A 23,128-nucleotide genomic window follows, 5' to 3' on the forward strand; every position below is an offset into this window, starting at 1 on the left:
TCCTAGACCGCCCTCGGCGATCGAGCCACCACTTGCCTCAAGAGGCCTGCCGGAGCGAGCGAAAAGCGTTGACGCACCCGGCTGGCGGCCAGCGCGGGGCAGGCATCGACGACCCCGCCTTGTTCCCGTCCGACCCGGCCACTAGGATCCCGCGCCATACGCAAGGGGTACCCAGGAGCAAGAGCGCGAGATGGTCCAGATCCGGGGCGGCTTTCCCGACACGCGGCTGCGCCGCAATCGCTGCGACGACTGGACGCGCCGCCTGGTCGCGGAGAACCGGCTCGCCGTCGACGACCTGATCTGGCCGGTGTTCCTGCGCGAGGACGACGACCCGGCGGCCGAGATCGCCTCGATGCCCGGCCAGCGCCGCCTGACGGTGTCGGAGGCGGTCGAGGCCGTCGGCCGCGCCGCCGAGCTCGGCATCCCGGCGGTCTGCCTGTTCCCCAAGGTCTCGGAGCCGCTGAAGACACCGGGCTGCGAGGAGGCGGTCAATCCCGACAACCTGATCTGCCGGGGCCTGCGCGCGATCAAGCAGGCGGTGCCGACGGTCGGGCTGGTCGGGGACGTCGCGCTCGACCCCTTCAATCCGCTCGGCCACGACGGCCTGCTCGAGGGCGACCGGGTGCTGAACGACGAGACGGTCGAGATCCTGTGCCGCCAGGCCCTGGTCCAGGCCGAGGCGGGCTGCGACATCATCGCGCCCTCGGACATGATGGACGGCCGTATCGCCGCGATCCGTCGTGCGCTCGACGGCGCCGGGCTGGAGGACACCCGCATCTGCTCCTACGCCGCCAAGTACGCCAGCGCCTTCTACGGGCCGTTCCGCGACGCGATCGGCTCCTCGGGCGCGCTCAGGGGCGACAAGAAGACCTACCAGATGGATCCGGCCAACGCCGAGGAGGCCCTGCACGAGGTCGCCCTCGACCTCGCCGAGGGCGCCGACATGGTGATGGTCAAGCCGGGCCTGCCCTATCTCGACATCATCCGCCGCGTGAAGGACCGCTTCGCGGTCCCGACCTTCGCCTACCAGGTCTCCGGCGAGTACGCGATGATCAGGGCGGCGGCGCTCAACGGCTGGCTGGACGGCGAGCGCGCCATGATGGAGTCGCTGATCGCCTTCAAGCGCGCCGGCGCCGACGCCGTGCTGACCTACTTCGCCGTCGAGGCGGCCGAGCGTCTGCGCAAGGGCTGAGGCAGTCCGAGCGGATTCTGCGCCGGGCTCAGGCGGCCGGGCGCTTGAGCCCCCCTTTCGACGCCGAGGCCGAGACGTTCGGCGAAGAAGCGCTCCGCCACCCTGTCGTGCCAGGGCTCGCGTCGCCCGGTACCGTGAAAGCCGACATGACCGCCGTGCGCCGGCAGCAGCGCCGTGAGCGCCGGGCTGGCGGCCCAGTCGACGGCGCGGTAGCTCGCTGCGGGAATCCAGGGATCGTCGAGCGCCTGGATCAGCAGCGTCGGCACGCGGATCTCGGCCAGGCGCGGCCCGGCGCTGCACCGCCGATAGTAGTCCTTGGCACCGGCGAAGCCGTTGCGCGGGCCGGTCCAGACCTCGTCGAACTCCTGGATCGAGCGCGCGGCGAAGGCCCGCTCGAACCGCCGCCGCTCGGGCGGGCTCTCCGGCCGCTGCGCCGAGGCGCGCGGTTCGCGGCGCAGGTGATGCAGGATGTAGCGCTGGTAGAGGGCGTTGCGCGGCGCCATCAGCCGGACCTGCGCCGCCGCCAGGTCGATCGGCGGCGAGACCGCGGCGGCGGCCGGCACCTCGACCGGAAAGTCGTTCTCGGCCAGGAACTTCAGCAGCATGGCGCCGCCCAGCGAAAAGCCGAGCGGCATGACCCCCTTGGCGACCAGCTCGGGCCGCTGCCAGCGCAGCACCGACAGCAGCGCGCGCAGGTCCTCGCTGCGCCCGGCGTGATAGCCGCCGTTCGGGCACAGCGGCCCGGCGGGACCGGCGCCGCGCAGGTTGACGCGCAGCACCGGCCAGCCGCTCTCCAGGAACCAGCGCGTCGTCGCACGCAGGTAGAGCGAGTCCTCGCAGCCGGTCAGGCCGTGAATCGCCACCACCAGGGGCCGCCGCCCGCCCTCGCCGCTGTGCAGCACGACCGGCAGCCGGTCGCCGTCGGGCAGGCGCACGAGGATGCGCTCCGCCGGCCAGGGCGCCAGATCGGCCCGTGTCTTGACCAGCACGTTGCGCAGCGTCTGCAGGTCGCCGCCCCACCAGGGCGGGCGAGGCTCGAAGTCGGGCACCGGCATGAGAATCCAGATAGGACGGGAGCCCGAGGTCGCCAGGGGTCCGCGGCTAGCGATGGCGCAGGTAGACCGCCCAGTAGATCGCGGCGACGCCGCCCGCGCCGCCGACGATGTTGCCGAGCGTGACCGGTAGGAGGTTGCCCCACAGCGCCTCGAGAACGGCCAGGCCCTCGGGGACCCCCATGGCCTGTCCCGCTGCCTGGCCGCTGGCCAGCAGGCCGAGCGGAATCAGGTACATGTTGGCGACCGAGTGCTCGAAGCCGAGGGCCACGAAGGCGCTGATCGGCCAGACGATGGCCAGGATCTTGCCGGCTACGTCGCGCGCCGAGACGCACAGCCAGACAGCGAGGCAGACCAGGGCGTTGCACAGGATTCCGCGCACGAAGGCCTCGGTGAAGGACAGCGCGGTCTTGGCCTCGGCGACCGCCACGGCCGTGCGCCCAAGCCCGCCCTCGCCCAGCGCCAGCGTGCCGGCCAGGCCGGTCAGCGCGACCATGGCCAGGGCGCCGGCGAGGTTGGCGCAGTAGACCAGCATCCAGTTGCGCAGCAGCGCCGCCGTCGTGACCTGCCGCCCGGCCCAGGCCATGACCAGCAGGTTGTTGCCGGTGAAGAGCTCGGCGCCCCCGACCACGACCAGGATCAGGCCCAGGCTGAAGGCGAGGCCGCCGAGCCAGCGGGTCGGGCCGAAGCCAAGCTCGGAGCCGGTCATGACCAGCAGGAACAGGAGGCCGCCGAAGGCGATGAAGACGCCGGCGAGCACCCCGAGCACAAGGGTCTGCAGCGGCGCCTGGCGCGCCTTGGCGACGCCCGCGGTCTGAACCCTCAGCGCAATCTCCGCCGGCGCATAGGCGTCGATGCCGGTCGGGTTGACCGCCGCCCCGTCCGTTTGCCTCGCGCCGTCGTCCGGCTGCCCAGCCACTGCTCCCTCCCCTGCCCCGGACCCCACGATCGCGGCGAAACGGCGCGAGGGCAAGCCCGCGCGGAACCAGCGCCACCGCGCTTCGTTTCGTTCGCGACCCCTCATATTCGGGAGGACGCATGTTCGTCGAGAAGATCAAGACCGAGGGCCTCGCCCATCTCTCCTACGTGATCGGCGACGGCGGCGAGGCGGCGGTCGTCGACCCGCGCCGAGACTGCGAGCTCTACGTCGAGCTGGCCCACGCGCGCGGCTGCCGCATCGCCCACGTCTTCGAGACGCACCGCAACGAGGACCTGGTCTCGGGCGCGCCGATTCTGGCCGCAATGACCGGCGCCGAGGTGCATCACGGTCCCAATCCCGAGCGGCCGGTCGTCTACGCCGACACGGTGCGCGAGGGCAGGCGCTTCACCTTCGGCAAGCTGGAGCTGGCGGTGCTGGAGACGCCGGGCCACACCGACGACAGCCTGTCCTTCGCGCTCTACGACGCCGACTTCGGCAGCGAGCCCGTCGGGGTCTTCACCGGCGACGCCCTCTTCATCGGGGACGTCGGCCGCACCGATTTCTATCCCGACCGCGCGGCGGAGGTCGCCGGCCTGCTGTTCGACAGCTTGCGCAAGCTGGAGGCACTCGGCGACCAAGCGATCCTCTACCCGGCGCACGGCGCCGGCTCGGTGTGCGGCGACGCCATGGCCGACCGCGAGTTCTCGACGATCGGCTACGAGCGCCGCAACAATCCGATGTTCGCGCTGCAGGATCGCGATGCCTTCGTCGAGAAGAAGCTGAACGAGCACCACTACCAGCCGCCCTATTTCCGGCTGATGGAGCGGCTCAACATGGAGGGCGGCGAGGCCGTCCGCCGGGTGCTTTCGCCGGCGCCGCGCGGCGCCGGGGCCCTGGCCGGGCACGAGGGGGCGACACTGCTCGACGTGCGCGGCGTCACAGCCTTTCTAGGCGCCCACCTGCCCGGCAGCCTGGCAATCCCCGCCGACATGCTCTCGGCCTTCGCCGGCTGGCTGCTCGACCCGGAGGAGCGGCTGCTGCTCGTCGCCGACGACGGCGCGCAGGCCACGGCCGCGGCGCGCAGCCTGGCGCAGATCGGCTACGACCGCGTCGAGGGCTTCCTCGACACCGCGCTGCCGGCCTGGGCCGCCGGGGCCCGGCCGTTCGGGGCACTGCCGGCGCTCGACGTCGAGGAGGTGGCCCGCCGCGTCGCCGATCCGCCGGAAGGCTGGAGCCTGCTCGACGTGCGCGGCGTTACGGAGGTCGAGGCGTCGCCGATCCCCGGCGCGCGGCACCTCTATCTGGGCGAACTGCCGCAGCGGCTCGGCGAGCTCGACCCCGAGCGCAGCTACACCACGATGTGCGCCAGCGGCGCGCGCGCCACGGTCGCGGCCTCGGTGCTTGCCCGCGCCGGCTTCTCCGGCGTCTCGGTGTTCCTGGGCTCGGCCGGCGCGTGGCAGGCTGCCGGCCACCCAACCGCCGACAAGGCCCAGTAGTCCGCCGCGGTGGCTTGAAGCCGCACCCCTGAGGCGAAGAGGGGCGCGGCCGGGGCGCGGCTCAGGCGCCCTGGCGGAGCCACTCGACGATCGGCGCGATCTGGGACGCCTCCATCAGCGCCGGCGCGTGGCCGCAGCCGGCAACCTCGAGGACGCGAGCCTGGGGGCCGCGCCGAGCCATCTGCGCCGCCGTCTCAGGTTGCAGCAGGTCGGAGCGCTCGCCGCGCAGCACCAGGACCGGCAGGTCGAGCAGGTCCCACTGCGCCCAGAGATCGATGTCCGAAAGCGGCCCCGCGGCCAGGGGCTCGGCGATGCCAAGGTCGTAGTTGCGGCCCCAGCCGCCCACCGGCCGCGCCCGCACCGAGATCTCGGTGAAGCGCCGCCACTGCGCATCCGTGGTCAGGCCGAAGGGCGCGTAGAGCTCGCGGATCGCGGCCTCGGCCGCCGCCAGGTCCGGCCAGACGAGGTCGCGCCCGACGTAGCCGGCGATCCGCTCCAGCGCCGCCTGCGGCACGAAGGGACCGACGTCGTTGAGCACCAGCCGGCGGATCGGGTGGCCGGGCAGGCAGGCGGTCAGCAGCGCGATCAGCCCCCCCATCGAGGTGCCGACCCAATCGACCTGCTCGACGTCAAGCCGGGCGATCAGCGCCGCCAGGTCGCTCTGGTACTGCGGCAGGCCGTAGTCCAGGGGATCGCTCAGGCGGCCGCTCTCGCCCCGTCCGACGACGTCGGGACAGACGACCCGGTAGCCGGCCGCGACGAGGGCGGCGGCCAGGGCGTCGAAATCGCGACCGTTGCGCGCCAGGCCGTGGACGCAGAGGGCGGTGCGGGCGGCATCGGGCGCGCCCCACTCCCAGTACGCCATGTCGTGGAAGCCCTTCCGGCCGAGACAGGACAGCCAGCGCAGGACGGGAGCGGCGGCCTCGCTCACGCCGCGCTCGCGCCGCTCGCCTCGGCGAAGGCCGGCGAGGCGTCCTCGACGGTCACGAAGGTCTCAGGGAAGAAGCCGTTGAAGTGGGTCGCGAGCGCGTTCGAGTAGGCGCCGACCTGGTCGATCTCGATCCAGTCCCCCTCGCGGATGTCGGCGGGCAGCTCGAAGGTGCCGGGCACGACGTCCAGGGAGTCGCAGGTCGGGCCGTTCAGCGTGAAGTCCAGGGTCGCCTCCGCCGGCGCCGGCCCCTCCAGGCGGATCAGCCGCGCCGGCAGCCGAATCCCGGCGTCGACCGTCTCGGACAGGGAGCCGTAGATGCCGTCGTTGATGTAGAGTTGCCGCTCCTTCCGCAGCTGGACCTGGACCAGGAGCGAGCAGCCGGCGGCGACCAGTGCGCGGCCCGGCTCGCAGAGGATCTCGACCGTCGGCGACAGGCGGAGCGCCTTGAGTCCGTCGCGGATCGCCTGGAAGTAGTCGGCGAGCGGCGGCGAGTCCATCTCGACGTAGCGCGCGGGAAAGCCGCCGCCGACGTCGATGGCGACCGGCGCCACGCCGGCCTGCGCCAGGATCTCGCCGCACAGCCCGAGGGCGATGCCGTAGGCCTGGGGCCTCAGGCACTGCGAGCCGACGTGGAAGGCAAGGCCCGCCCGGCAGCCGGCCCCCTCGGCCCGCTGCAGCAAGGCCGCCGCCTCGCGCGGCTCGGCGCCGAACTTGGCCGAGAGATGGTAGAGCGTGCCCTCGGAGGGCGGCGTGACCAGGCGCACCATGACCGTCAGCCCCTCGCCGCCGGTCACCTCCAGCAGCTTCTCGAGCTCGGCCTCGTGGTCGACCACGAAGTGACGCACGCCGTAGACGCTGTAGGCGTTCTTGATCACCGCCCGGCCCTTGACCGGATGCATGAAGTAGCTGCGGGCCTCGGGGTAGGTCTCGGCGATCTGTGCGATCTCGGGCAGCGAGGCGGTGTCGAAGTGGCGGATGCCGGCGCGGTAGAGCGCGTCCACGACCAGCGGGTGCGGGTTGCACTTGACCGCGTAGAGCACCTCGCCGGGGAACTGCGTCAGGAAGCGCCGGGCCTGGCGCGCAAGGACGTGGGGCCTCAGACAGTAGACCGGGTAGCTCGGGCGCAGCGCCGCGGCGACCGCGCGTGCGTCGGCGAAGGAGCGCGGTCTAGCCAAAGGCCTGGAGCCCGAAGCCTCCGACGCCGAAAGGGGCCAGGCGGACACCTGCAGGCCCAACGCCCGCGAGCCCCGAAGCGGCGGCGCAGGCGCGGCTCACCGTCCGGTGCCCAGGCCGAGGCGGCGCAGGGTCGAGCTGCCGTCGCCGCGCACCTTGCGGACCAGCCCGCGAACCTCGGCGGCCATCGCCACGGTGCCCTTCGAGACGTAGGCGTCGTGGTTGCGCTCCAGCTCGTCGGGCAGGTAGCGATAGTTGACCATCATTCCCGCCGCCTGCTTCAGGCCCTTGTCCGAGACGTCGGCGAGCCAGTTGAGCCGTTCCAGCCGTGCGCCGTTGCGCAGGTGGAAGCGGGCGACCGGATCGATCGGCTGCCCGTCGTCGCGCTTCACGGTGAAGTACTTCGCCATCAGGCGCAACAGCGGCTCCTCGAGCGCCCTGGCGATCACCGGGTCGCGCATCCAGTCGGCCCGGTCGAGCAGTGCCGCCAGCGACTCGGGCGTCGAGTCGCTGCCGCCCAGGGCGCGGATGCCGCCGCGCTCCTCGACGCTCAGCAGGCCGTTCAGCTCCTCGGCCGGTACGCCGGCGAGCCAGCGCCGGAAGCCCGGCACCGGCGACAGGGTGCCGAAGGTCCTGACCCGGGGCATGGCCTCGCCCAGCTCGCGCACGACCATCTTGATCAGGTACTCGCCCAGGGAAATGCCCTTCAGGCCCTTCTGGGTGTTGGAGATCGAATAGAAGATCGCGGTGTCGGCGCTGCCGGGATCGCCCTGCGGCGCCGTCTCGTCGAGCAGCGCCTGGATGCTGCCGGCCAGCCCCTGCACCAGTGCGACTTCGACGAAGGCGAGCGGCTCCTTGGGCATGCGCGGATGGAACAGCGCGTAGCAGCGGCGGTCGGAGTCGAGCCGGTTTCGCAGGTCGTAGAAGTCGCGGATCTCGTGGACCGCCTCGTAGGCGATCAGCTTCTCCAGCAGCGCCGCGCTGGAGTTCCAGTCGATCCGCTCGAGATCCAGGAAGCCGGTGTCGAACCAGCTGGACAGCAGCTCGTAGAGGTCGTCGTCGAGCGACTTCAGCGCGGCGTCGTCGCCCAGGGTCGCCAGCAGGTCGGCGCGCAGGTCGGCCAGGAACTTGACGCCCTCGGGCAGGCCGTTGAACTGGGTCAGCAGCTTGAGGCGCGGCGGCACCAGGGCGCGCCGCAGGGCCCGCTCGGCGCGCGCGCGCCCAGCCCCCTCGCCGGCCTCCGAGAGCCTCGCCACGGCGCGGTCGACGGCCTCGCGGTCGACCGCGAAATCCTCCGCGAGCAGGCGCAGGAACAGGTTGCGGCCGGCCGGGTCGAGCTGCAGATTGGTGGGGCCGAGCGGGGCGGCGGGGGCGCGCGCCGAGACCTCGCCGCCGCGCGCCTCCAGGCAGTCGCGCATCATGGTGCGCAGGGCATCGGGGTCGGCGCCGGGTGCGTCCAGGGTCAGGCCGACCGAGCGCGCGGCCGAGGCGGCGACGTCGCGCCAAGCCGTCGACAGGTTGGTCAGCGTACGGTCGAAGAAGGACTGCTGGACGGCTTCCGCCATGATCTCTCCCGCCAGGGCTGCGCGGACTGATGACGTGGCAACGCGGCTATTGGACGACAGGTCCCATGACCGCCACGGGCAACCACGTGGCGATCTCGGGGAAGGCGCACAAGATCACGATCGCGAGCACCATGCAGCCGACGAAGGGCAGCGACCCGCGCAGGATCGTCTGCAGCCGGATGTCGGGCGCGATGCCGTTGATGACGTAGAGGTTCAGGCCGACCGGCGGCGTGATCAGCCCGATCTCCATGTTGATGGTCAGGATCACCGCGAACCAGTAGGGATCGAAGCCGACGGCCAGCACGATCGGCAGCAGCACCGGCGCCGACATCAGGATCACCGCGACGGGCGGCAGGAAGAAGCCGGCGACCAGCAGGAACAGGTTGATCGCGCCCATCAGGACCCAGCGGTTGACGTCGAGGTCCGCGATCCAGCTCGCCACCGTCTGGGTGATGAAGAGGCTCGAGAGCATGTGGCTGAACAGGCCGGAGGCGGCGATGATCAGCAGGATCATCACCGATTCCTTGGTCGAATCGCGCAGCACCGTCCAGAGATCGCGGAAGCGCCACAGGCGGTAGATCACGACCGCGAAGACCAGCACCAGGAGCGCGCCGACCGCGGCGGTCTCCGAGGGCGTGGCGACGCCGCCGTAGAGCGCGAAGAGCACGCCCAGGATGATCAGCAGGAAGGGGATCACCCGGAACAGCGAGGAGAACTTCTGGCCCCAGCTGTAGACCGTCGGGGTCAGGACGTCGCCGGCGCCGCGCCGCCAGGTGTCGAAGATCGCCCAGGCCATGAACAGCGAGACCAGCAGCAGGCCGGGCAGCGCGCCGGCCAGGAATAGCCGGCCGATCGAGGTCTCGGTGGCGATGCCGTAGACGATCATCGTCACGCTCGGCGGAATCAGGATGCCGAGCGTGGGCCCCGCCGGCGGCGATCGCGCCGGCGGCGACCTCCGGCGGGTAGCCGCGCTTGCGCATCTCCGGGATGCCCATCTTCCCGATCGCGGCACAGGTCGCCGGCGAGGACCCCGACAGCGCCGAAAAGATCGCGCAGGCGCCGAGGTTCGAGACCACCAGGCCGCCCGGCACCCGGGTCAGCCATCGCTCGAGCGCCTCGTAGAGATCGCCGCCCGCCCGTGTCGAGGCCACGGCCGCCCCCATCAGGATGAACATCGGGATCGACAGCAGGGCGAAGTCGTTGAGCTCGGCGAACAGCGTCTCCGGCAGCCAGGCGATGGCCCGCCAGCCATTGAAGTCGAAGATCGCCAGGAAGCCGATCGCGACGACGATCAGGCCGATGGCCACCGAGATGCCCGAGAAGAGCACCAGGATCGTCGCGACCGCGACCAGCGCGCCGAGGGTGAGCGGATCGAATTCCATGAACTGCCGCTCCTAGTCGTTCGCCAGTCCGCGGCCCGCCGCCGCGCCGCCCACCTCGCGCGCCGGCAGGTCGAAGGCCTGCCGGCGGCCGGTCAGCAGGCCCAGGAGGTCCGCCAGAAGCTGCAGCGCGAACAGCAGGAAGCCGAGGGGCACCGCCGCGTAGGGCAGCCAGAGGTCGACGCCCCAGACGGTATCGGAGCGCCAGCCCTCGGCCCAGGCCTCGTGCCAGAAGGCGTAGCCGTAGAAGGCGAAGACCGCGGTCACCGCGAGCGAGAGCAGCAGCACGAAGACTCCGAGCGCGAGGCGCGCGCGCCCGCCGAGGTAGATCGGCAGCAGGTCGACGTTGACGTGGCCGCGCAGATACTGGACGTAGGCCATGCCGACCAGCGTCGCGCCCAGCATCATGTAGGTGACGAACTCGGTCTGCCAGATCGTCGAGTGGCCGAGCACGTAGCGCACGAAGATCATGTGGCAGACGACCAGGATCGAGACCGCGATCATGGAAGCCGCCAGGACGCCGCTGACGAAGGACAGGCGGTTGGCGAAGCGGATGAAGCCGGCGATCATTCAGCGCACCCCGTGCGTTCCGCTGGTCGCAAAAGAACGGCGACCGGTCGCTGGGGACCGGCCGCCGGGATCGGGTGTCGGCTATTCGACCGACAGCGCCATGTCGAGCAGCTCCTGGCCGCCCTCGACCTCCTTGGAGAACTCCTGGTAGGAGCTCTTCTTGGCGATCTCGCGCCAGGCGTTGAACTGCGCCTCGTTCATCTCGGAGATCTCGACCCCGTTCTCGCGGAAGACGCGGACCGATTCGGCATCCTGCTTCTTCGCTTCCTCGAGGTAGAAGGCCTCGGCCTTCTCGGAGCCTTCCAGGATGGCCTTCTGCTGGGCCTCGTCGAGACGGTCGAAGGAGGCCTTCGACATCATCAGCGGCTGGTACATGAACCAGAGCGCGTAGTCCCCGGCCGGGGTGTAGCACTTGACCTGCTCGTAGATCCGGTAGGACACGAAGCTCGAGGAGCTGGTGTTGGCCGCCTGCAGCACGCCGGTCTGCATGGCGGTGTAGATCTCGGAGGAGGCCATCGAGGCGATCGAGGCGCCGGCCTCGGCCAGCATCTGCTCGAAGGCCTTGCCGGCGGCGCGGGTCTGCAGGCCCTGCACATCCTCCGGCGCCGTGATGCACTTCTCGGTGCCGGCGAAGCCGCCGGCGAGATAGCCGTCGACCAGGATCATGACACCGTCGTCCTCGGCGATCTGCTTGATCGCGTCCATGAACTCGGAGTCGTTGAGCCGGGCGGCATGGTCGTGGCTCTTCACCAGGCCGGGCATCAGGGTCAGGTTGAACTCCGGATGGACGCCGCCGGCGTAGGCCAGAGGGAAGACCGTCATGTCGAGCTGGCCGCGGCTGGTCGGCTGCCACTGCTCGCGCGCCTTGAACAGCGACTGGGTCGGGTAGATCTGGATCTCGAGGCCGACGTCGGCCGCCTTGACGTGGTCGGCGACGATCTCCGCCACCTTGTGGCGCACGTCCGAGGTCGACCACTGGTGCGACAGGCGCAGCGTGGTCTGGGCATCGGCGGCCGAGAGGCCCAGGCCGACGGTGGCGGCGGCGGCCAGCAGGCCGACGCTGAGTTTCGCAAGGCGCATTCTTTTTCCTCCCTTGGTGAGCTTGTTTCTGCTCCGACCCGGCGTTGCGCCGGATTGCCGCTACGATGCCCGCCTGCGCAAGAAGAGTCCAGTATTGTATGGAGCCGGCGCAATCTTGTATACAAACGGGCGAGGCTTTCCGGCCGAACCGGAAAGCGCGGGAGGACGCATGGCAGAGAACGGGACGCAGCGGGGCCGGCAGCGGCTCGCCGACCGCGTCCGCCTCGAGCTGGAGCGCGAGATCGTCGTCGGCGACCTGGCGCCCGGCGTGCGGCTCGACGAGGTCGGGCTGGCCGAGCGCTATGCGGTGTCGCGCACGCCGGTGCGCGAGGCGCTGATGCAGCTCGCCGCCAGCGGGCTGGTCGAGATGCGGCCGCGCCAGGGCGCCCTGGTCGCCGCCATCGGCACCTTCCAGCTGGCCGAGATGTTCGAGGTGATGAGCGAGCTCGAGGCGCTCTGCGCCCGCCTCGCGGCCCGCCGCATGACGCCGCGCGAGCGCGACGGCCTGGCCGCCCTGCACGCCGCCTGCGCGCCCTACCTCGATGGCGCCGACGCGGACGGCTACTACGACATGAACCTGCGCTTCCACGAGGCGATCTACGCCGGCAGCCACAACGTCTTCCTGGAGCAGGAGACGCGCAAGATCCGCCGCCGGGTCTCGCCTTACCGCCGGATCCAGCTGCACCGCCCGGGCCGCCTCGCCGACAGCCACGCCGAGCACGGCCAGGTCGTGGCGGCGATCCGGGCCGGCGACCAGGAGCGGGCGGCGCAGCTGCTGAGGGACCACGTCGCCGTGCAGAGCGGCACCTTCGTCGACTTCCTGTCCAGCGTCGGCAGGCTGCCGGGCCACGAGAGCGATGCCCCGCAGCGCCCTGCCGCCCGGGCCGCCACCCAACGCCGAGCCGCCACCCAAGGCTGAGCCGCCAGCCCAGAGACCGTCACCGAGACACAGCACCAGGCCCCGTGATGAACCAGAACCTCTTCGCCATCCTCCGCGACTGCTTCCCCGCCGACCGGGCCCGCCCGGCGATCGTCCAGCCCGACGGCGCCGAGATCGCCTACGGCGAGCTGGAGGCCGCCGCCGGCCGCTACGCTGGCGTGCTGCGCCGGCTCGGCTGCAAGCCCGGCGACCGGGTCGCGGTCCAGGTCGACAAGTCGGTCGAGGCGGTCTTCCTCTATCTCGGCTGCGCCCAGGCCGGCTGCGTCTACCTGCCGCTCAACGTCGCCTACACCCCGGACGAGGTCGCCTACTTCCTGGGCGACGCCGCCCCTGCCCTCTTCGTCTGCCGGCCCGAGGCCGAGGCCGCGCTGGCGCCGGTCGCGAGCAAGGCCGGCGTCGCCCACCTCCTGACCCTGGACGCCGCCGGCCACGGCACCCTGGCCGAGGCCGCGCGCGCCGCCAGCCCGGAGGAGGAGATCCACGAGGCGGCGGCCGACGACCTGGCGGCGATCCTCTACACCTCCGGCACCACCGGACGCTCCAAGGGCGCCATGCTGAGCCACGGCAACCTCAGCTCGAACGCGCTGACCCTGCGCGACCTCTGGGGCTTCCGCGAGGGCGACGCCCTGCTCCACGCCCTGCCGATTTTCCACGTCCACGGCCTCTTCGTCGCGCTCAACACCTCCCTGGCCAACGGCTCGACGATCTACTTCCTGCCGAAGTTCGACCCCGAGGAGATCCTGCGCCTGCTGCCCCGGGCGACGGTGATGATGGGGGTGCCGACCTTCTACGTGCGCCTGCTGCAGCACCCCGGCTTCACCCGCGAGGCGGCGGCCGGCATGCGGCTCTTCATCTCCGGCTCGGCGCCGCTGCTGGAGGAAACCTTCCGGGAGTTCGAGCAGCGCACCGGCCAGCGCATCCTGGAGCGCTACGGCATGACCGAGGTCGGCATGGCGACCTCCAACCCCTACGAGGAGCGCCCGGGCCGCGAGCGGCGCGCCGGCACCGTCGGCTTCCCGCTGCCCGGGGTCGAGGTGCGGATCGCCGACGAGGACGGCAGGGTGCTGGGGCCCGAGGAGATCGGCGTGCTGGAGATGCGGGGCCCCAACGTCTTCAAGGGCTACTGGAAGATGCCCGAGAAGACCGCGGAGGAGTTCCGCGACGACGGCTTCTTCATCTCGGGCGACCTCGCCAAGATCGACGCCGAGGGCTACGTCCACATCGTCGGCCGCTCCAAGGACCTGGTCATCTCCGGCGGCTTCAACGTCTACCCCAAGGAGATCGAGCTGGTCGTCGACGAGATCCCCGGCGTCGGGGAATCGGCCGTCATCGGCCTGCCCCACCCCGACTTCGGCGAGGCGGTGACCGCGGTCTGCACGCGCAGCGGCGAGGCCGCGGTCGAGGAGGCCGACGTGGTCGCCGCCTGCAAGCGGAAGCTGGCCAACTTCAAGGTGCCCAAGCGGGTCTTCTTCGTCGAGCAGCTGCCGCGCAACACCATGGGCAAGGTCCAGAAGGCCGAGCTGCGCCGCGCCTACGACGGCACCTACGGGGGCTGAATCAGGCACCCGTTTCCGCCGGAGCTCCCACGCTTGCATGGTTCGACAGGCTCACCATGAAGCGACTGGAGGGCTCGTGCGGATTCACTGGAGGGCTCGCGCGGATTCTTGGTTGCGCTTCATGGTGAGCCTGTCGAACCATGCAAGCGCGAGCTGCGACGGCCTCTCAGCGAGGACGTTCTTCCTACGCAAGAAGACGTGTGAGTGCCGTGGCTCCAAGGGGACGGGTGACTCCTTCGATTGATCGGCCGGCCGCTTCGGCCTACCACTGCGGCAAGAGCCATCCCTGCCGGAGGACGCCCCATGTCGACCCTCGCGAGCGCGGCTGAGGCCGCCGACCGCCTATCCCCCAACCTCGACCCCTGGTCGCTGGCCAGGGAGCTGTCGGGCAGCCACCTGATCGGCGGCAAGCTGGTGCCCGCCGCCTCCGGCCGGACCTTCGAGGTGCGCTATCCGGCGACCCTGGAGAAGGTCGGCGAGGCCGCCTACGGCGAGGCCGAGGACGTCGCCGCCGCCGTCGAGGCGGCCGCCACGGCCCAGAAGGCCTGGGCGCGGACGCCGGCGCGCGAGCGCGGCCGCCTGGTCGGCGCGTGCGCCCGCCTGCTGGAGGCGCACAAGGAGGAGCTGGCGCGCCTGATGGCGCTGGAGACCGGCAAGGCGCTGCGCACCGAGAGCCGCGTCGAGGCCGGCGTGCTGGCCGACGCCTTCGCCTTCTTCGGCGGCCTGGCGAGCGAGCTCAAGGGCGAGACCGTGCCCTTCAGCCCGGACATGATGACCATGACGGTGCGCGAGCCGATCGGCGTCGTCGGCGCGATCATCCCCTGGAACGTGCCGATGATGCTGATGGCCTACAAGATCGCGCCGGCGCTAGTCGCCGGCAACGCGGTGGTGGTCAAGTCGGCCGAGGAGGCGCCCTTCGCCGTGCTGCGCGTCTGCCAGCTGATGAACCAGGTGCTGCCGGCCGGCCTGTTCAACATCCTGTCGGGCTACGGGCCCGAGTGCGGCCAGCCGCTGGTCACCCACCCGAAGGTCGGCAAGATCTCCTTCACCGGCTCGGTCGAGACCGGCAGGCTGATCTACAAGGCGGCGGCCGACAAGCTGATCCCGGTGACCCTGGAGCTCGGCGGCAAGAGCCCGATGATCGTCATGGCCGACGCCGACCTCGACAAGGCCGTGGCCGGCGCGGTTTCGGGCATGCGCTTCACCCGCCAGGGCCAGAGCTGCACCGCCGCCAGCCGCATCTACGTCCAGGCCGCCGTCCACGACCGCTTCGTCGAGGCGGTCAAGGCCAAGGTCGACGCCCTGGTCATGGGCGATCCCCTGGACGAGAAGACCGACATCGGCACCATCGTCTCGCTGCAGCAGTTCGACCGCGTCACCGGCTACATCGACAGGGGCCGCAGCGAGGGCGGCCGGGCCCACGAGTGCTCGGCCCTGCCGGCCGGGGACGCCAAGCTGAAGGAGGGCTACTTCGTGCGCCCGGTGATCTTCACCGACCTGCCGCGCGACAGCCGCCTGATCCGCGAGGAGATCTTCGGCCCGGTCACCTGCGTGGTGAAGTTCGACGGCTTCGAGGAGGCGCTCGAGCAGGCCAACGACAGCGAGTACGGCCTGGCCGCGACGATCTGGACCAAGGACCTCAAGACCGGCCTCGACGGCGCCCGGCGGCTGGAGGCCGGCTTCGTCCAGGTCAACCAGAACCTCGTGGTCATGCCCAACCTCTCCTACGGCGGCGTCAAGGCCTCCGGCCTGGGCAAGGAGGCGACGCTGGAGGCCATGCTCGAGCACTTCACCCACAAGAAGACGATCATCGTGAACCTGGAGTAGGCGGCGCTTTTCTCGTCATTCCCGCCCCTTTTTCCGTCATCCCCGCGAAGGCGGGGATCCATAGTGACTCGCCTCCCGCTCACCCGCCAGGGTCGGCACGGGCGGCCATTCCCCATGGATTCCCGCTTTCGCGGGAATGACGAAAAAGGGGAAAGGCGGAGTCCAGGCAACAGGAGACGCGCACGCCATGGCCCTCTTCGACCCGCGCGGCATCGAGGTCGTCGGCTGCCACGCCGAGGGCGAGGTCGGGCGGGTCATCGTCGGCGGCGTCGCGCCGCCGCCGGGCGACACGCTGTGGGCGCAGCGGCGCTGGCTGAAGGAGCAGAGCGACGACCTGCGCCGCCTGCTGCTGTTCGAGCCGCGCGGCGGCGCCTTCGTGCACCTCAACCTGCTGGTCCCGCCGAAGGATCCGCGCGCCCAGGCCGGCTTCATCGTCATGGAGCCGGCCGACTACCCGCCGATGTCGGGGTCCAACGCGATCTGCGTCGCCACCGTGCTGCTCGAGACCGGGCGGGTCGCCATGACCGAGCCGGAGACGCGCCTGACGCTGGAGGCCCCGGGCGGCCTGGTCGAGGTCGTGGCCCGCTGCCGGGGCGGCAAGGCCGAGCGGATCGCCGTGACCAACCTGCCCTCCTTCGTCTTCGCGCTCGGCGCCACGGTCGAGGTGCCGGGCTTCGGCCGGCTCGACGTCGACCTCGCCTACGGCGGCGATTCCTTCGCCCTGCTCGACGCCCGCGCCCTCGGCTTCCGCCTGGAGCGCGGCGAGGCGCGGCGGCTGGTCGAAGCCGGCGAGGCGGTCAAGGCCGCGGTCAACGCCCAGCTGCCGATCCGCCATCCGGAGAACCCGGAGATCGACTTCGTCTCCTTCGTGCAGTTCACCCTGCCGCCGGGCACCGACGCCGAGGGCCGCCTAGTCGGCAAGAACACGGTGGTCATCTCGCCCGGCAAGCTCGACCGCAGCCCGACCGGCACCGGCTGCTCGGCGCGCCTGGCCGTGCTCCACGCCCGCGGCGAGATCGGCGTCGGCGAGACCTTCGTCGGCCGCTCGATCCTCGACACCGAGTTCCACTGCCGGATCGAGCGCCTGACCGAGGTCGGCGGCCGCCCGGCCGTGGTGCCCTCGATCGCGGGGCGCGCCTGGATCACCGGCCACCACCGCTATGTCCTAGACGCCAGCGACCCCTTCCCCGCCGGCTACACCCTCTCCGACACCTGGTTCCGCGCGCTGGACTGAGGGCGCTCGGCGTCCCTCCGACCAGGCGGCCGCCGCCCCCTCGCTTCGTGGGGAGCCTGTCGAACCACGAAGCGCCGTGGCGGCGACACCAGCGGGCCGAGCCGCCCGTGCCCCCCGGACTCCATTGGAACCGCGGGCGCGGTGACTTATGGTCTCGCTCCAGCCCGCCCGTCCCCTTCTCGTCCGGAGCGCCCGCTTGCCGAAATCCCTGCTGCGCTGGAGCCTGCGCGTCCTCGGCGGCCTGCTGGCGCTGCTGCTGATCGTCCTCGTCGGGGGCTGGCTGTGGCTCGGGACCTCGCTGCCCGAGACCGAGGGCGAGGTGCTGGTCGCTGGCGCCGAGGCGCCGGTCGAGCTGTGGCGCGACGCCGACGGCCTGCTGACCGTGCGCGCCCAGAGCTGGCCCGACGCCGCCTTCGGCCTCGGCTACGCCCATGCCCAGGACCGCCTGGCCCAGATGATCATGCTGCGCCTCGCCGGGCGCGGCCAGCTGGCGGCCGTCGCCGGCGGCTCCATGGTCAAGTACGACCTCCTGATGCGCACCCTCGGCTTCGGCCGCCAGGTCGATGCCCAGGTCGCGACGCTGCGGCCAGAGACCCGGGCGCTGCTCGAAGGCTACGCCGCCGGCGTCAACGCCTGGCTGGACAGCCACGGCGGCGCGCTGCCGCCGGAGTTCCTGGCGCTCGGCCGGCCGGCGCCCTGGACCCCGGCCGACTCGCTGCTCTGGGCCAAGCTGATGGCGCTGCGGCTGTCGGGCAACTGGCGCGACGAGCTGCGCAACGTCCGGCTCGACGCGGTGCTCGGGCCGGGGGACTGGGCCGACCTCTTTCCCGACGAGCCGGCCGCCAGCCACCCGACCATTGCCGGCGACGACCTGGCGGCGCTCGCCGGGCGGACGCTGCTGTCGGCCGTGCCCGAGCTGCTGACCAGCTACGGCGCGAGCAACCTCTGGGCCGTCGAGGGCGCGCGCACCGGCACCGGCAAGCCGGTGCTGGCGAACGACCCGCACCTGATGCTGCAGGTACCCTCGACCTGGTACTTGGCGCGCCTGGAGACGCCCGAGGGCGTGCTCGCCGGGGCGACCTCGCCCGGCGTGCCCGTGGTCCTGATCGGCCATAACGGCCACATCGCCTGGGGCCTCACCACGACCCATTCGGACACCCAGGACTTCGCCATCGAGACGCTCGACCCCGAGGACCCCTCGCGCTACCTGACGCCCGACGGCCCGCGGCCATTCGAGACGCGCAGCGAGACCATCCCGGTGCGCGGCGGCGAGGCGGTCGAGGCGACGCTGCGCCAGGGGCGCTTCGGACCGGTGGTCAGCGACGCGGTCGGGCCGAAGGACTACCCGGACCTCGGCGAGGATCGAGTCGCGACCCTGGCCTGGCCGGCGCTGACGGACCGGGACAGCACGCCCGACGCCCTGGTCGCGCTCAATCGGGCGCGCGGCTGGGACGACTTCCGCGAGGCCATGCGCCTGTGGCAGGCGCCGCAGCAGAACGTCTTCTACGCCGACGTCGAGGGCCACATCGGCTTCTGGTCGCCGGGCCTGGTGCCGATCCGCCTCGGCTACGACGGCAGCCGGCCCGTCGATGCCCGGGACCGCGAGGCGATCTGGTCGGGCTTCGTGCCCTTCGAGTCCCTGCCCCACGCCCTCGACCCCGCGCAAGGCTGGCTCGCCAACGCCAACAACCGCATCGCCGGGCGCGACTACCCCTTCTCGATCGCGAAGGAATGGCAGAACCCGGCGCGCTACCGGCGCATCGCCGAGGTGCTGGAGGCGCAGCCGCGCCACGGCCCCGAGGAGGCCGCGGCCCTGCAGCTCGACCAGGTCTCGCTGTCGGCGCGCCGCCTGCTGCCGCTGCTGCTCGAGTCCGCCCCGGCCGAAGGCGAGGCCAACCCAGCCGAAGACGAGACCGCCAAGGCGGAGCTCGCCGAGGCCTGGGCCCTGCTCGCCTCCTGGGACGGCACCATGGGCCGGGACCGGCCGGAGCCGCTGCTCTATCACGCCTGGCTGCGCGAGCTGAACCACCTGCTGTTCGCCGACGAGCTGGGCGCGGCCTACGGCGAGATCGCCTTCTGGAACCCCGAGGCGATTGGGCGGGCGCTGACCGTCTCGCCGCGCTGGTGCCGGGGCCAGGCCGCAGACTGCGACGCCGCCGTCCGCCAGGCCCTTGCGGAAGCGATCGCCCTGCTGCGCCGGCTCGGCGCCGAGGGCCCCCCAGCGGACTGGCGGTGGGGCGACTTCCACGAGGTGAAGCTGGCGCACCCGCTGTTCAAGTACCTGCCGCTGCTCGGCCCGCTGACCACGCTGTCGATTCCGACCGGCGGCGGCAACGACACGATCGACCGCGGCACCCCGGTCTTCCTGGACGAATCCCGGCTGTTCCAGCACGTCCACGGCGCCGGCCTGCGCGCGGTCTTCGACCTTGCCGACCTCGACGCCTCGCGCTTCGTCCTCGACAGCGGCCAGTCCGGCAACCCGCTGTCGCCGCTCTACGGCAACTTCCTGGAGCGCTGGCGCGACGGCGCCACGGTCGAACTGGTCGCACCGCAGCGAGCGGCCGCCGAGATCCTGGTGCTTCGTCCCGAGTAGCAGAGCAGGGGGCGCCACGGCGCCGCAGGAGGAACAGGTGAGCGTTTCCATCGACGACATCCGCCGCGCCGCCGGGCAGATCGAGGGGCAGGTCGTGCGCACGCCGACCATCGAGGCGCGGCGCCTGGGCGAGCTGATCGGCTGCGAGCTCTGGCTGAAGCTGGAGAACCTGCAGTTCACCGGCTCCTTCAAGGACCGCGGCGCGCTGGTCAAGCTGCTCAGCCTCGACGCCGCCGAGCGCAAGCGCGGCGTCATCGCCATGTCGGCCGGCAACCACGCCCAGGGCGTCGCCTACCACGCCAGCCGGCTCGGCATCCCGGCGACCATCGTCATGCCGGTCTTCGCGCCCTTCACCAAGGTCTCGCGCACCCGCGCGCTCGGCGCCGAGGTCGTGCTCGCGGGCGAGACGCTCGACGCCTCCTACGAGGCCGGCCGCGAGCGCGCCGAGCGCGAGGGCCTGGTCTGGGTGCATCCCTACGACGACCCGCTGATCATCGCCGGCCAGGGCACCATCGGCCTGGAGCTGCTGGCCGACCGGCCGGAGCTCGACTGCGTCGTCGTGCCGATCGGCGGCGGCGGGCTGATGGGCGGCATCGCGACGGCGGTCAAGGCGCTGGCCCCGGAGATCGAGATGATCGGCGTCGAGGCCGAGCTCTTCCCCTCGATGAAGCAGGTGCTGCGCGGCGAGACGCCGCGCGCCGGCGGCACGACCCTGGCCGACGGCATCGCGGTCAAGACCCCCGGCACCCTGACCCGCGAGATCATCCGCGCTCTCGTCGCCGACATCCTGCTGGTCAGCGAGAGCGAGCTCGAGAGCGCCGTCTCGGCCCTGGCCGAGCTGCAGAAGCTGGTCGCCGAGGGCGCGGGCGCCGCCGGCGTCGCCGCCCTGCTGGCCCAGGCCGAGCGCTTCAAGGGACGCCGGGTCGCCACCGTGATCTGCGGCGGCAACATCGACGTGCGCCTGCTCTCGGGCGTGCTCAACCGGGCGCTGGTGCGCGACGGCCGGGTCGTCCGCCTGCGCGTCTCGATCGTCGACCAGCCCGGCACCCTGGCCCGGCTCGCCCAGGTCATCGGCCACTCCGGCGGCAACATCGTCGAGGTCACCCACCAGCGCCTCTTCGCCGACGTGCCGGTCAAGCAGGCCGACATCGACGTCATCGTCGAGACCCGCAACCGCGACCACGTCCTGGAGATCGTCGCCGACCTGAAGCAGGCCGGCTTCTCCAGCCGGGTGCTCTCGACCAAGTCGATCGACGGGTCCATATAGGCACCATGAACCACGACAGCTATTCCGACGGCTACATCCTGGGCATCCTGCAGGAGACCCGGACCATCGCCATGGTCGGGGCCAGCCCGAAGTGGAACCGGCCCTCCTTCTTCGTCATGAAGTACCTGCAGGACAAGGGCTACCGGGTGATCCCGGTCAACCCCGGCCAGGCCGGCCAGGAGATCCTGGGCGAGCGGGTCTACGCCGAGCTCGCCGAGGTCCCCGGCCCCTTTGAGCTAGTTGACGTCTTCCGCAACTCGGAGGCCGCCGCAGCGGTCGCCGACCAGGCGATCGCGCTCAGGGCCGACAAGGGCATCCGCACCCTCTGGATGCAGCTCGGTGTGCGCAACGACCCGGCCGCCGAGCGCGCCGAGGCCGCCGGCCTGCAGGTCGTCATGAACCGCTGCCCCAAGATCGAGTTCGGCCGCCTCCATTCGGAGCTCTCCTGGGCCGGCTTCGATTCCAAGGTGATCACCGCCAAGCGCCGCCGCCTGCGGGTGGCCTAGAGGCGGGCGCCATCGCGCGGCGGGACGTCCCCGCGCACCCAAGGACACCCGCCCCACGCCCCTTCTGTCGTCCCCGACCTTCTGTCGTCGTTTCCGCCCCTCCTGTCGTCATCCCCGCGAAGGCGGGGATCCATAGGGCGAGGCCCTTTGCGCCGAGGCTCGCGCGCCCGCGCTGGGGGTGCCGTTCCCATCGATCCCCGCCTTCGCGGCGATGACGATAAGGGTGAGGAGTTGACCGTAAATTCTTGTTTTATATCGACTCAATAGATGCCTGAAGGCGTCGTCTCCACGGCCCACCGGCGGCGGCATCCGACAGATGCGCACAATTTGAATCCATCCCTAATTTTCCACCCGCCTCCACGCATCTCGCCCGCCTTTCGACAGGCCCCGCGCCTGCGCTATAGCTTCGCCTGGGCTCCCCCGGGGGAGCGGCAGAGGAGGCAGGGATGACCGACCGCAAGCAGCCGCCGACCTACGGCTTCGAGACGCGCATGCTCCATGCGGGCGCGCAGCCCGAGCCGGTGACGGGCGCGCGGCAGACGCCGATCTTCCAGAACACCTCCTACGTCTTCCACGACGCCGACCATGCCGCGAGCCTGTTCAACCTGCAGACCTTCGGCTTCATCTACTCGCGCCTGACCAACCCGACGGTGGCGGTGCTGGAGGAGCGCCTGGCCAGCCTCGAGGGCGGCCGGGGGGCGACCTGCTGCGCCTCGGGCCATGCCGCCCAGATCCTGACCTTCTTCGCCTTCATGGAGCCCGGCGACCGCTTCGTCGCCTCGACCCGGCTCTACGGCGGCTCGATCACCCAGTTCGGCAAGTCCTTCCAGAAGTTCGACTGGCACTGCGACTTCGTCGACTTCGACGATCTGGACGCCGTCGAGCGCGCCATCGGGCCCCGGACCAAGGCGCTCTTCTGCGAGAGCCTGGCCAACCCCGGCGGCGTCGTCAGCGACCTCGAGGCCCTGGCGCGGATCGCCGAGGCGGCCGGCATCCCGCTGATCGTCGACAACACCCTGGCGACGCCCTACCTGTGCCGGCCGATCGAGTGGGGCGCCGACCTGGTGATCCACTCGACGACCAAGTTCCTGTCGGGCAACGGCACCGCGATGGGCGGGGCGGTCGTCGATTCCGGCCGCTTCGACTGGAACGTCTCCGACAAGTTCAAGGGCCTGAACGCCCCCGAGCCGGCCTACCACGGCCTGTCCTTCTACGAGACCTTCGGCGACATGGCCTTCACCATGCAGGCCCACGCCGTCGGCCTGCGCGACCTCGGCCCGACCATGGCGCCGCTGCACGCCTTCCTGACCCTGCTCGGCACCGAGACTCTGTCCCTGCGCATGGAGCGCCACGTCGAGAACGCGGCCGCGGTCGCGGCCTTCCTGGAGGGCCATCCCGAGGTCGCCTGGGTGTCCCATGCCGGCCTGCCCTCGAGCCCCTACCGCGCCCTCGCGGCCAAGTACCTGCCCCGGGGCGCCGGCTCGGTCTTCACCTTCGGGCTCAAGGGCGGCTACCGCGCCGGCCTCAAGCTGGTCGAGGCGGTCAACCTGTTCAGCCACCTGGCCAACGTCGGCGACGCCCGCTCGCTGATCCTGCACCCGGCCTCGACCACCCACCGCCAGCTCAGCGAGGCGCAGCGCGCCGCCGCCGGCGCCGGCGAGGAGGTGATCCGCCTGTCGATCGGCCTGGAGACCCTTGCCGACCTCACCGCCGACCTCGACCAGGCCCTCGCCGTCGCCGCCCGCGCGGCCCAGGCGGCCGAGTAGCGCGCGGCGTCCCGCTTCTTCGTCATTCCCGCGAAGGCGCACTGCTGTCCGGGATTTTTTCTGAGGGGAGTAGTGCACGGCA

19 protein-coding genes and 1 pseudogene are annotated in these 23,128 nt (G+C 71.5%); 11 read left to right on the plus strand and 9 right to left on the minus strand.

The genetic code is table 11. The annotated features are described in order from the left end of the window. Positions 1 to 190 precede the first annotated feature (190 nt). The gene (gene hemB, locus WD341_RS08985; RefSeq protein ID WP_368425109.1) at positions 191 to 1,192 is read left to right on the plus strand and encodes a porphobilinogen synthase; all 1,002 of its coding nucleotides are present in this window, start codon (positions 191 to 193) and stop codon (positions 1,190 to 1,192) included. Here the strand turns inward: hemB and WD341_RS08990 are convergent. Together WD341_RS08990 and WD341_RS08995 are read right to left on the minus strand one after the other, a co-directional pair. Next, complete coding sequence (locus tag WD341_RS08990; protein WP_368425110.1) at positions 1,150 to 2,247, minus strand: YheT family hydrolase; 1,098 nt, start codon at positions 2,245 to 2,247, stop codon at positions 1,150 to 1,152. The two genes, hemB and WD341_RS08990, sit on opposite strands and share 43 nt — an antisense overlap. 46 nt (positions 2,248 to 2,293) lie before the next feature. Continuing rightward, positions 2,294 to 3,163, minus strand: a complete 870-nt coding sequence (locus WD341_RS08995; RefSeq protein WP_368425111.1) for a formate/nitrite transporter family protein — start codon at positions 3,161 to 3,163, stop codon at positions 2,294 to 2,296. Positions 3,164 to 3,282: 119 nt separating this feature from the next. On the opposite strand from WD341_RS08995, the gene WD341_RS09000 reads away from it, so the two are divergent. Next, a complete protein-coding gene (locus tag WD341_RS09000; protein WP_368425112.1) occupies positions 3,283 to 4,659 on the plus strand; it encodes a rhodanese-like domain-containing protein in 1,377 nt (458 codons plus the stop codon). Positions 4,660 to 4,720: 61 nt separating this feature from the next. On the opposite strand, the gene WD341_RS09005 is transcribed toward WD341_RS09000, so the two are convergent. From WD341_RS09005 to WD341_RS09025, 5 genes and pseudogenes are all read right to left on the minus strand, one after another. Further along, entirely contained in the window at positions 4,721 to 5,590 is an 870-nt protein-coding gene (locus tag WD341_RS09005; protein ID WP_368425113.1) for an alpha/beta fold hydrolase, read from the minus strand. Next, positions 5,587 to 6,765 (minus strand): type III PLP-dependent enzyme, encoded by a 1,179-nt coding sequence (locus tag WD341_RS09010; protein ID WP_368425114.1) that lies wholly within the window; start codon positions 6,763 to 6,765, stop codon positions 5,587 to 5,589. Before WD341_RS09010 ends, WD341_RS09005 begins: the two co-directional genes overlap by 4 nt. A 96-nt stretch (positions 6,766 to 6,861) precedes the next feature. Beyond that, positions 6,862 to 8,328, minus strand: a complete 1,467-nt coding sequence (locus tag WD341_RS09015; protein WP_368425115.1) for a malonyl-CoA decarboxylase — start codon at positions 8,326 to 8,328, stop codon at positions 6,862 to 6,864. 46 nt (positions 8,329 to 8,374) lie between these two features. Continuing rightward, positions 8,375 to 9,214: a TRAP transporter large permease gene (locus WD341_RS09020; protein WP_368425127.1), complete on the minus strand. Its 840-nt coding sequence runs from the start codon at positions 9,212 to 9,214 to the stop codon at positions 8,375 to 8,377. Positions 9,215 to 9,302: 88 nt separating this feature from the next. Beyond that, a pseudogene (locus WD341_RS09025) lies at positions 9,303 to 9,608 on the minus strand (TRAP transporter large permease subunit); the annotation flags it as partial. Between WD341_RS09025 and WD341_RS09030 the strand changes: the two are divergent. Continuing rightward, positions 9,496 to 9,726, plus strand: coding sequence for a hypothetical protein (locus tag WD341_RS09030; RefSeq protein ID WP_368425116.1), 231 nt, complete (start codon positions 9,496 to 9,498; stop codon positions 9,724 to 9,726). The pseudogene WD341_RS09025 and the gene WD341_RS09030 overlap by 113 nt on opposite strands. Here the strand turns inward: WD341_RS09030 and WD341_RS09035 are convergent. Both WD341_RS09035 and dctP read right to left on the minus strand, forming a co-directional pair. Then, positions 9,723 to 10,277 (minus strand): TRAP transporter small permease, encoded by a 555-nt coding sequence (locus tag WD341_RS09035; RefSeq protein ID WP_368425117.1) that lies wholly within the window; start codon positions 10,275 to 10,277, stop codon positions 9,723 to 9,725. The two genes, WD341_RS09030 and WD341_RS09035, sit on opposite strands and share 4 nt — an antisense overlap. Before the next feature lie 81 nt (positions 10,278 to 10,358). Then, complete coding sequence (gene dctP, locus WD341_RS09040; RefSeq protein WP_368425118.1) at positions 10,359 to 11,357, minus strand: TRAP transporter substrate-binding protein DctP; 999 nt, start codon at positions 11,355 to 11,357, stop codon at positions 10,359 to 10,361. 169 nt (positions 11,358 to 11,526) lie between these two features. On the opposite strand from dctP, the gene WD341_RS09045 reads away from it, so the two are divergent. From WD341_RS09045 to WD341_RS09080, 8 genes are all read left to right on the plus strand, one after another. Next, positions 11,527 to 12,276 carry a GntR family transcriptional regulator gene (locus WD341_RS09045; protein WP_368425119.1) on the plus strand — a complete coding sequence of 250 codons (750 nt, stop codon included), beginning with the start codon at positions 11,527 to 11,529 and terminating at the stop codon, positions 12,274 to 12,276. Positions 12,277 to 12,323: 47 nt separating this feature from the next. After that, positions 12,324 to 13,853, plus strand: a complete 1,530-nt coding sequence (locus WD341_RS09050; RefSeq protein WP_368425120.1) for a malonyl-CoA synthase — start codon at positions 12,324 to 12,326, stop codon at positions 13,851 to 13,853. A gap of 303 nt (positions 13,854 to 14,156) precedes the next feature. Continuing rightward, positions 14,157 to 15,680 (plus strand): aldehyde dehydrogenase family protein, encoded by a 1,524-nt coding sequence (locus tag WD341_RS09055; RefSeq protein ID WP_368425121.1) that lies wholly within the window; start codon positions 14,157 to 14,159, stop codon positions 15,678 to 15,680. Between the two features lie 187 nt (positions 15,681 to 15,867). Further along, positions 15,868 to 16,914: a proline racemase family protein gene (locus WD341_RS09060; protein WP_368425122.1), complete on the plus strand. Its 1,047-nt coding sequence runs from the start codon at positions 15,868 to 15,870 to the stop codon at positions 16,912 to 16,914. 196 nt (positions 16,915 to 17,110) lie between these two features. Continuing rightward, positions 17,111 to 19,507 carry a penicillin acylase family protein gene (locus WD341_RS09065; RefSeq protein WP_368425123.1) on the plus strand — a complete coding sequence of 799 codons (2,397 nt, stop codon included), beginning with the start codon at positions 17,111 to 17,113 and terminating at the stop codon, positions 19,505 to 19,507. Between the two features lie 37 nt (positions 19,508 to 19,544). Continuing rightward, the gene (locus WD341_RS09070; protein WP_368425124.1) at positions 19,545 to 20,774 is read left to right on the plus strand and encodes a threonine ammonia-lyase; all 1,230 of its coding nucleotides are present in this window, start codon (positions 19,545 to 19,547) and stop codon (positions 20,772 to 20,774) included. A 5-nt stretch (positions 20,775 to 20,779) separates the two neighbouring features. Beyond that, positions 20,780 to 21,280, plus strand: coding sequence for a CoA-binding protein (locus WD341_RS09075; protein ID WP_368425125.1), 501 nt, complete (start codon positions 20,780 to 20,782; stop codon positions 21,278 to 21,280). A gap of 446 nt (positions 21,281 to 21,726) precedes the next feature. Beyond that, positions 21,727 to 23,046 (plus strand): O-acetylhomoserine aminocarboxypropyltransferase/cysteine synthase family protein, encoded by a 1,320-nt coding sequence (locus WD341_RS09080; protein ID WP_368425126.1) that lies wholly within the window; start codon positions 21,727 to 21,729, stop codon positions 23,044 to 23,046. The last annotated feature ends 82 nt before the right edge of the window (positions 23,047 to 23,128 follow it).

Origin of the sequence: Tistlia sp. (genome assembly GCF_040905785.1) — a bacterium.
Taxonomy (GTDB): Bacteria; Pseudomonadota; Alphaproteobacteria; order Kiloniellales; family DSM-21159; genus Tistlia.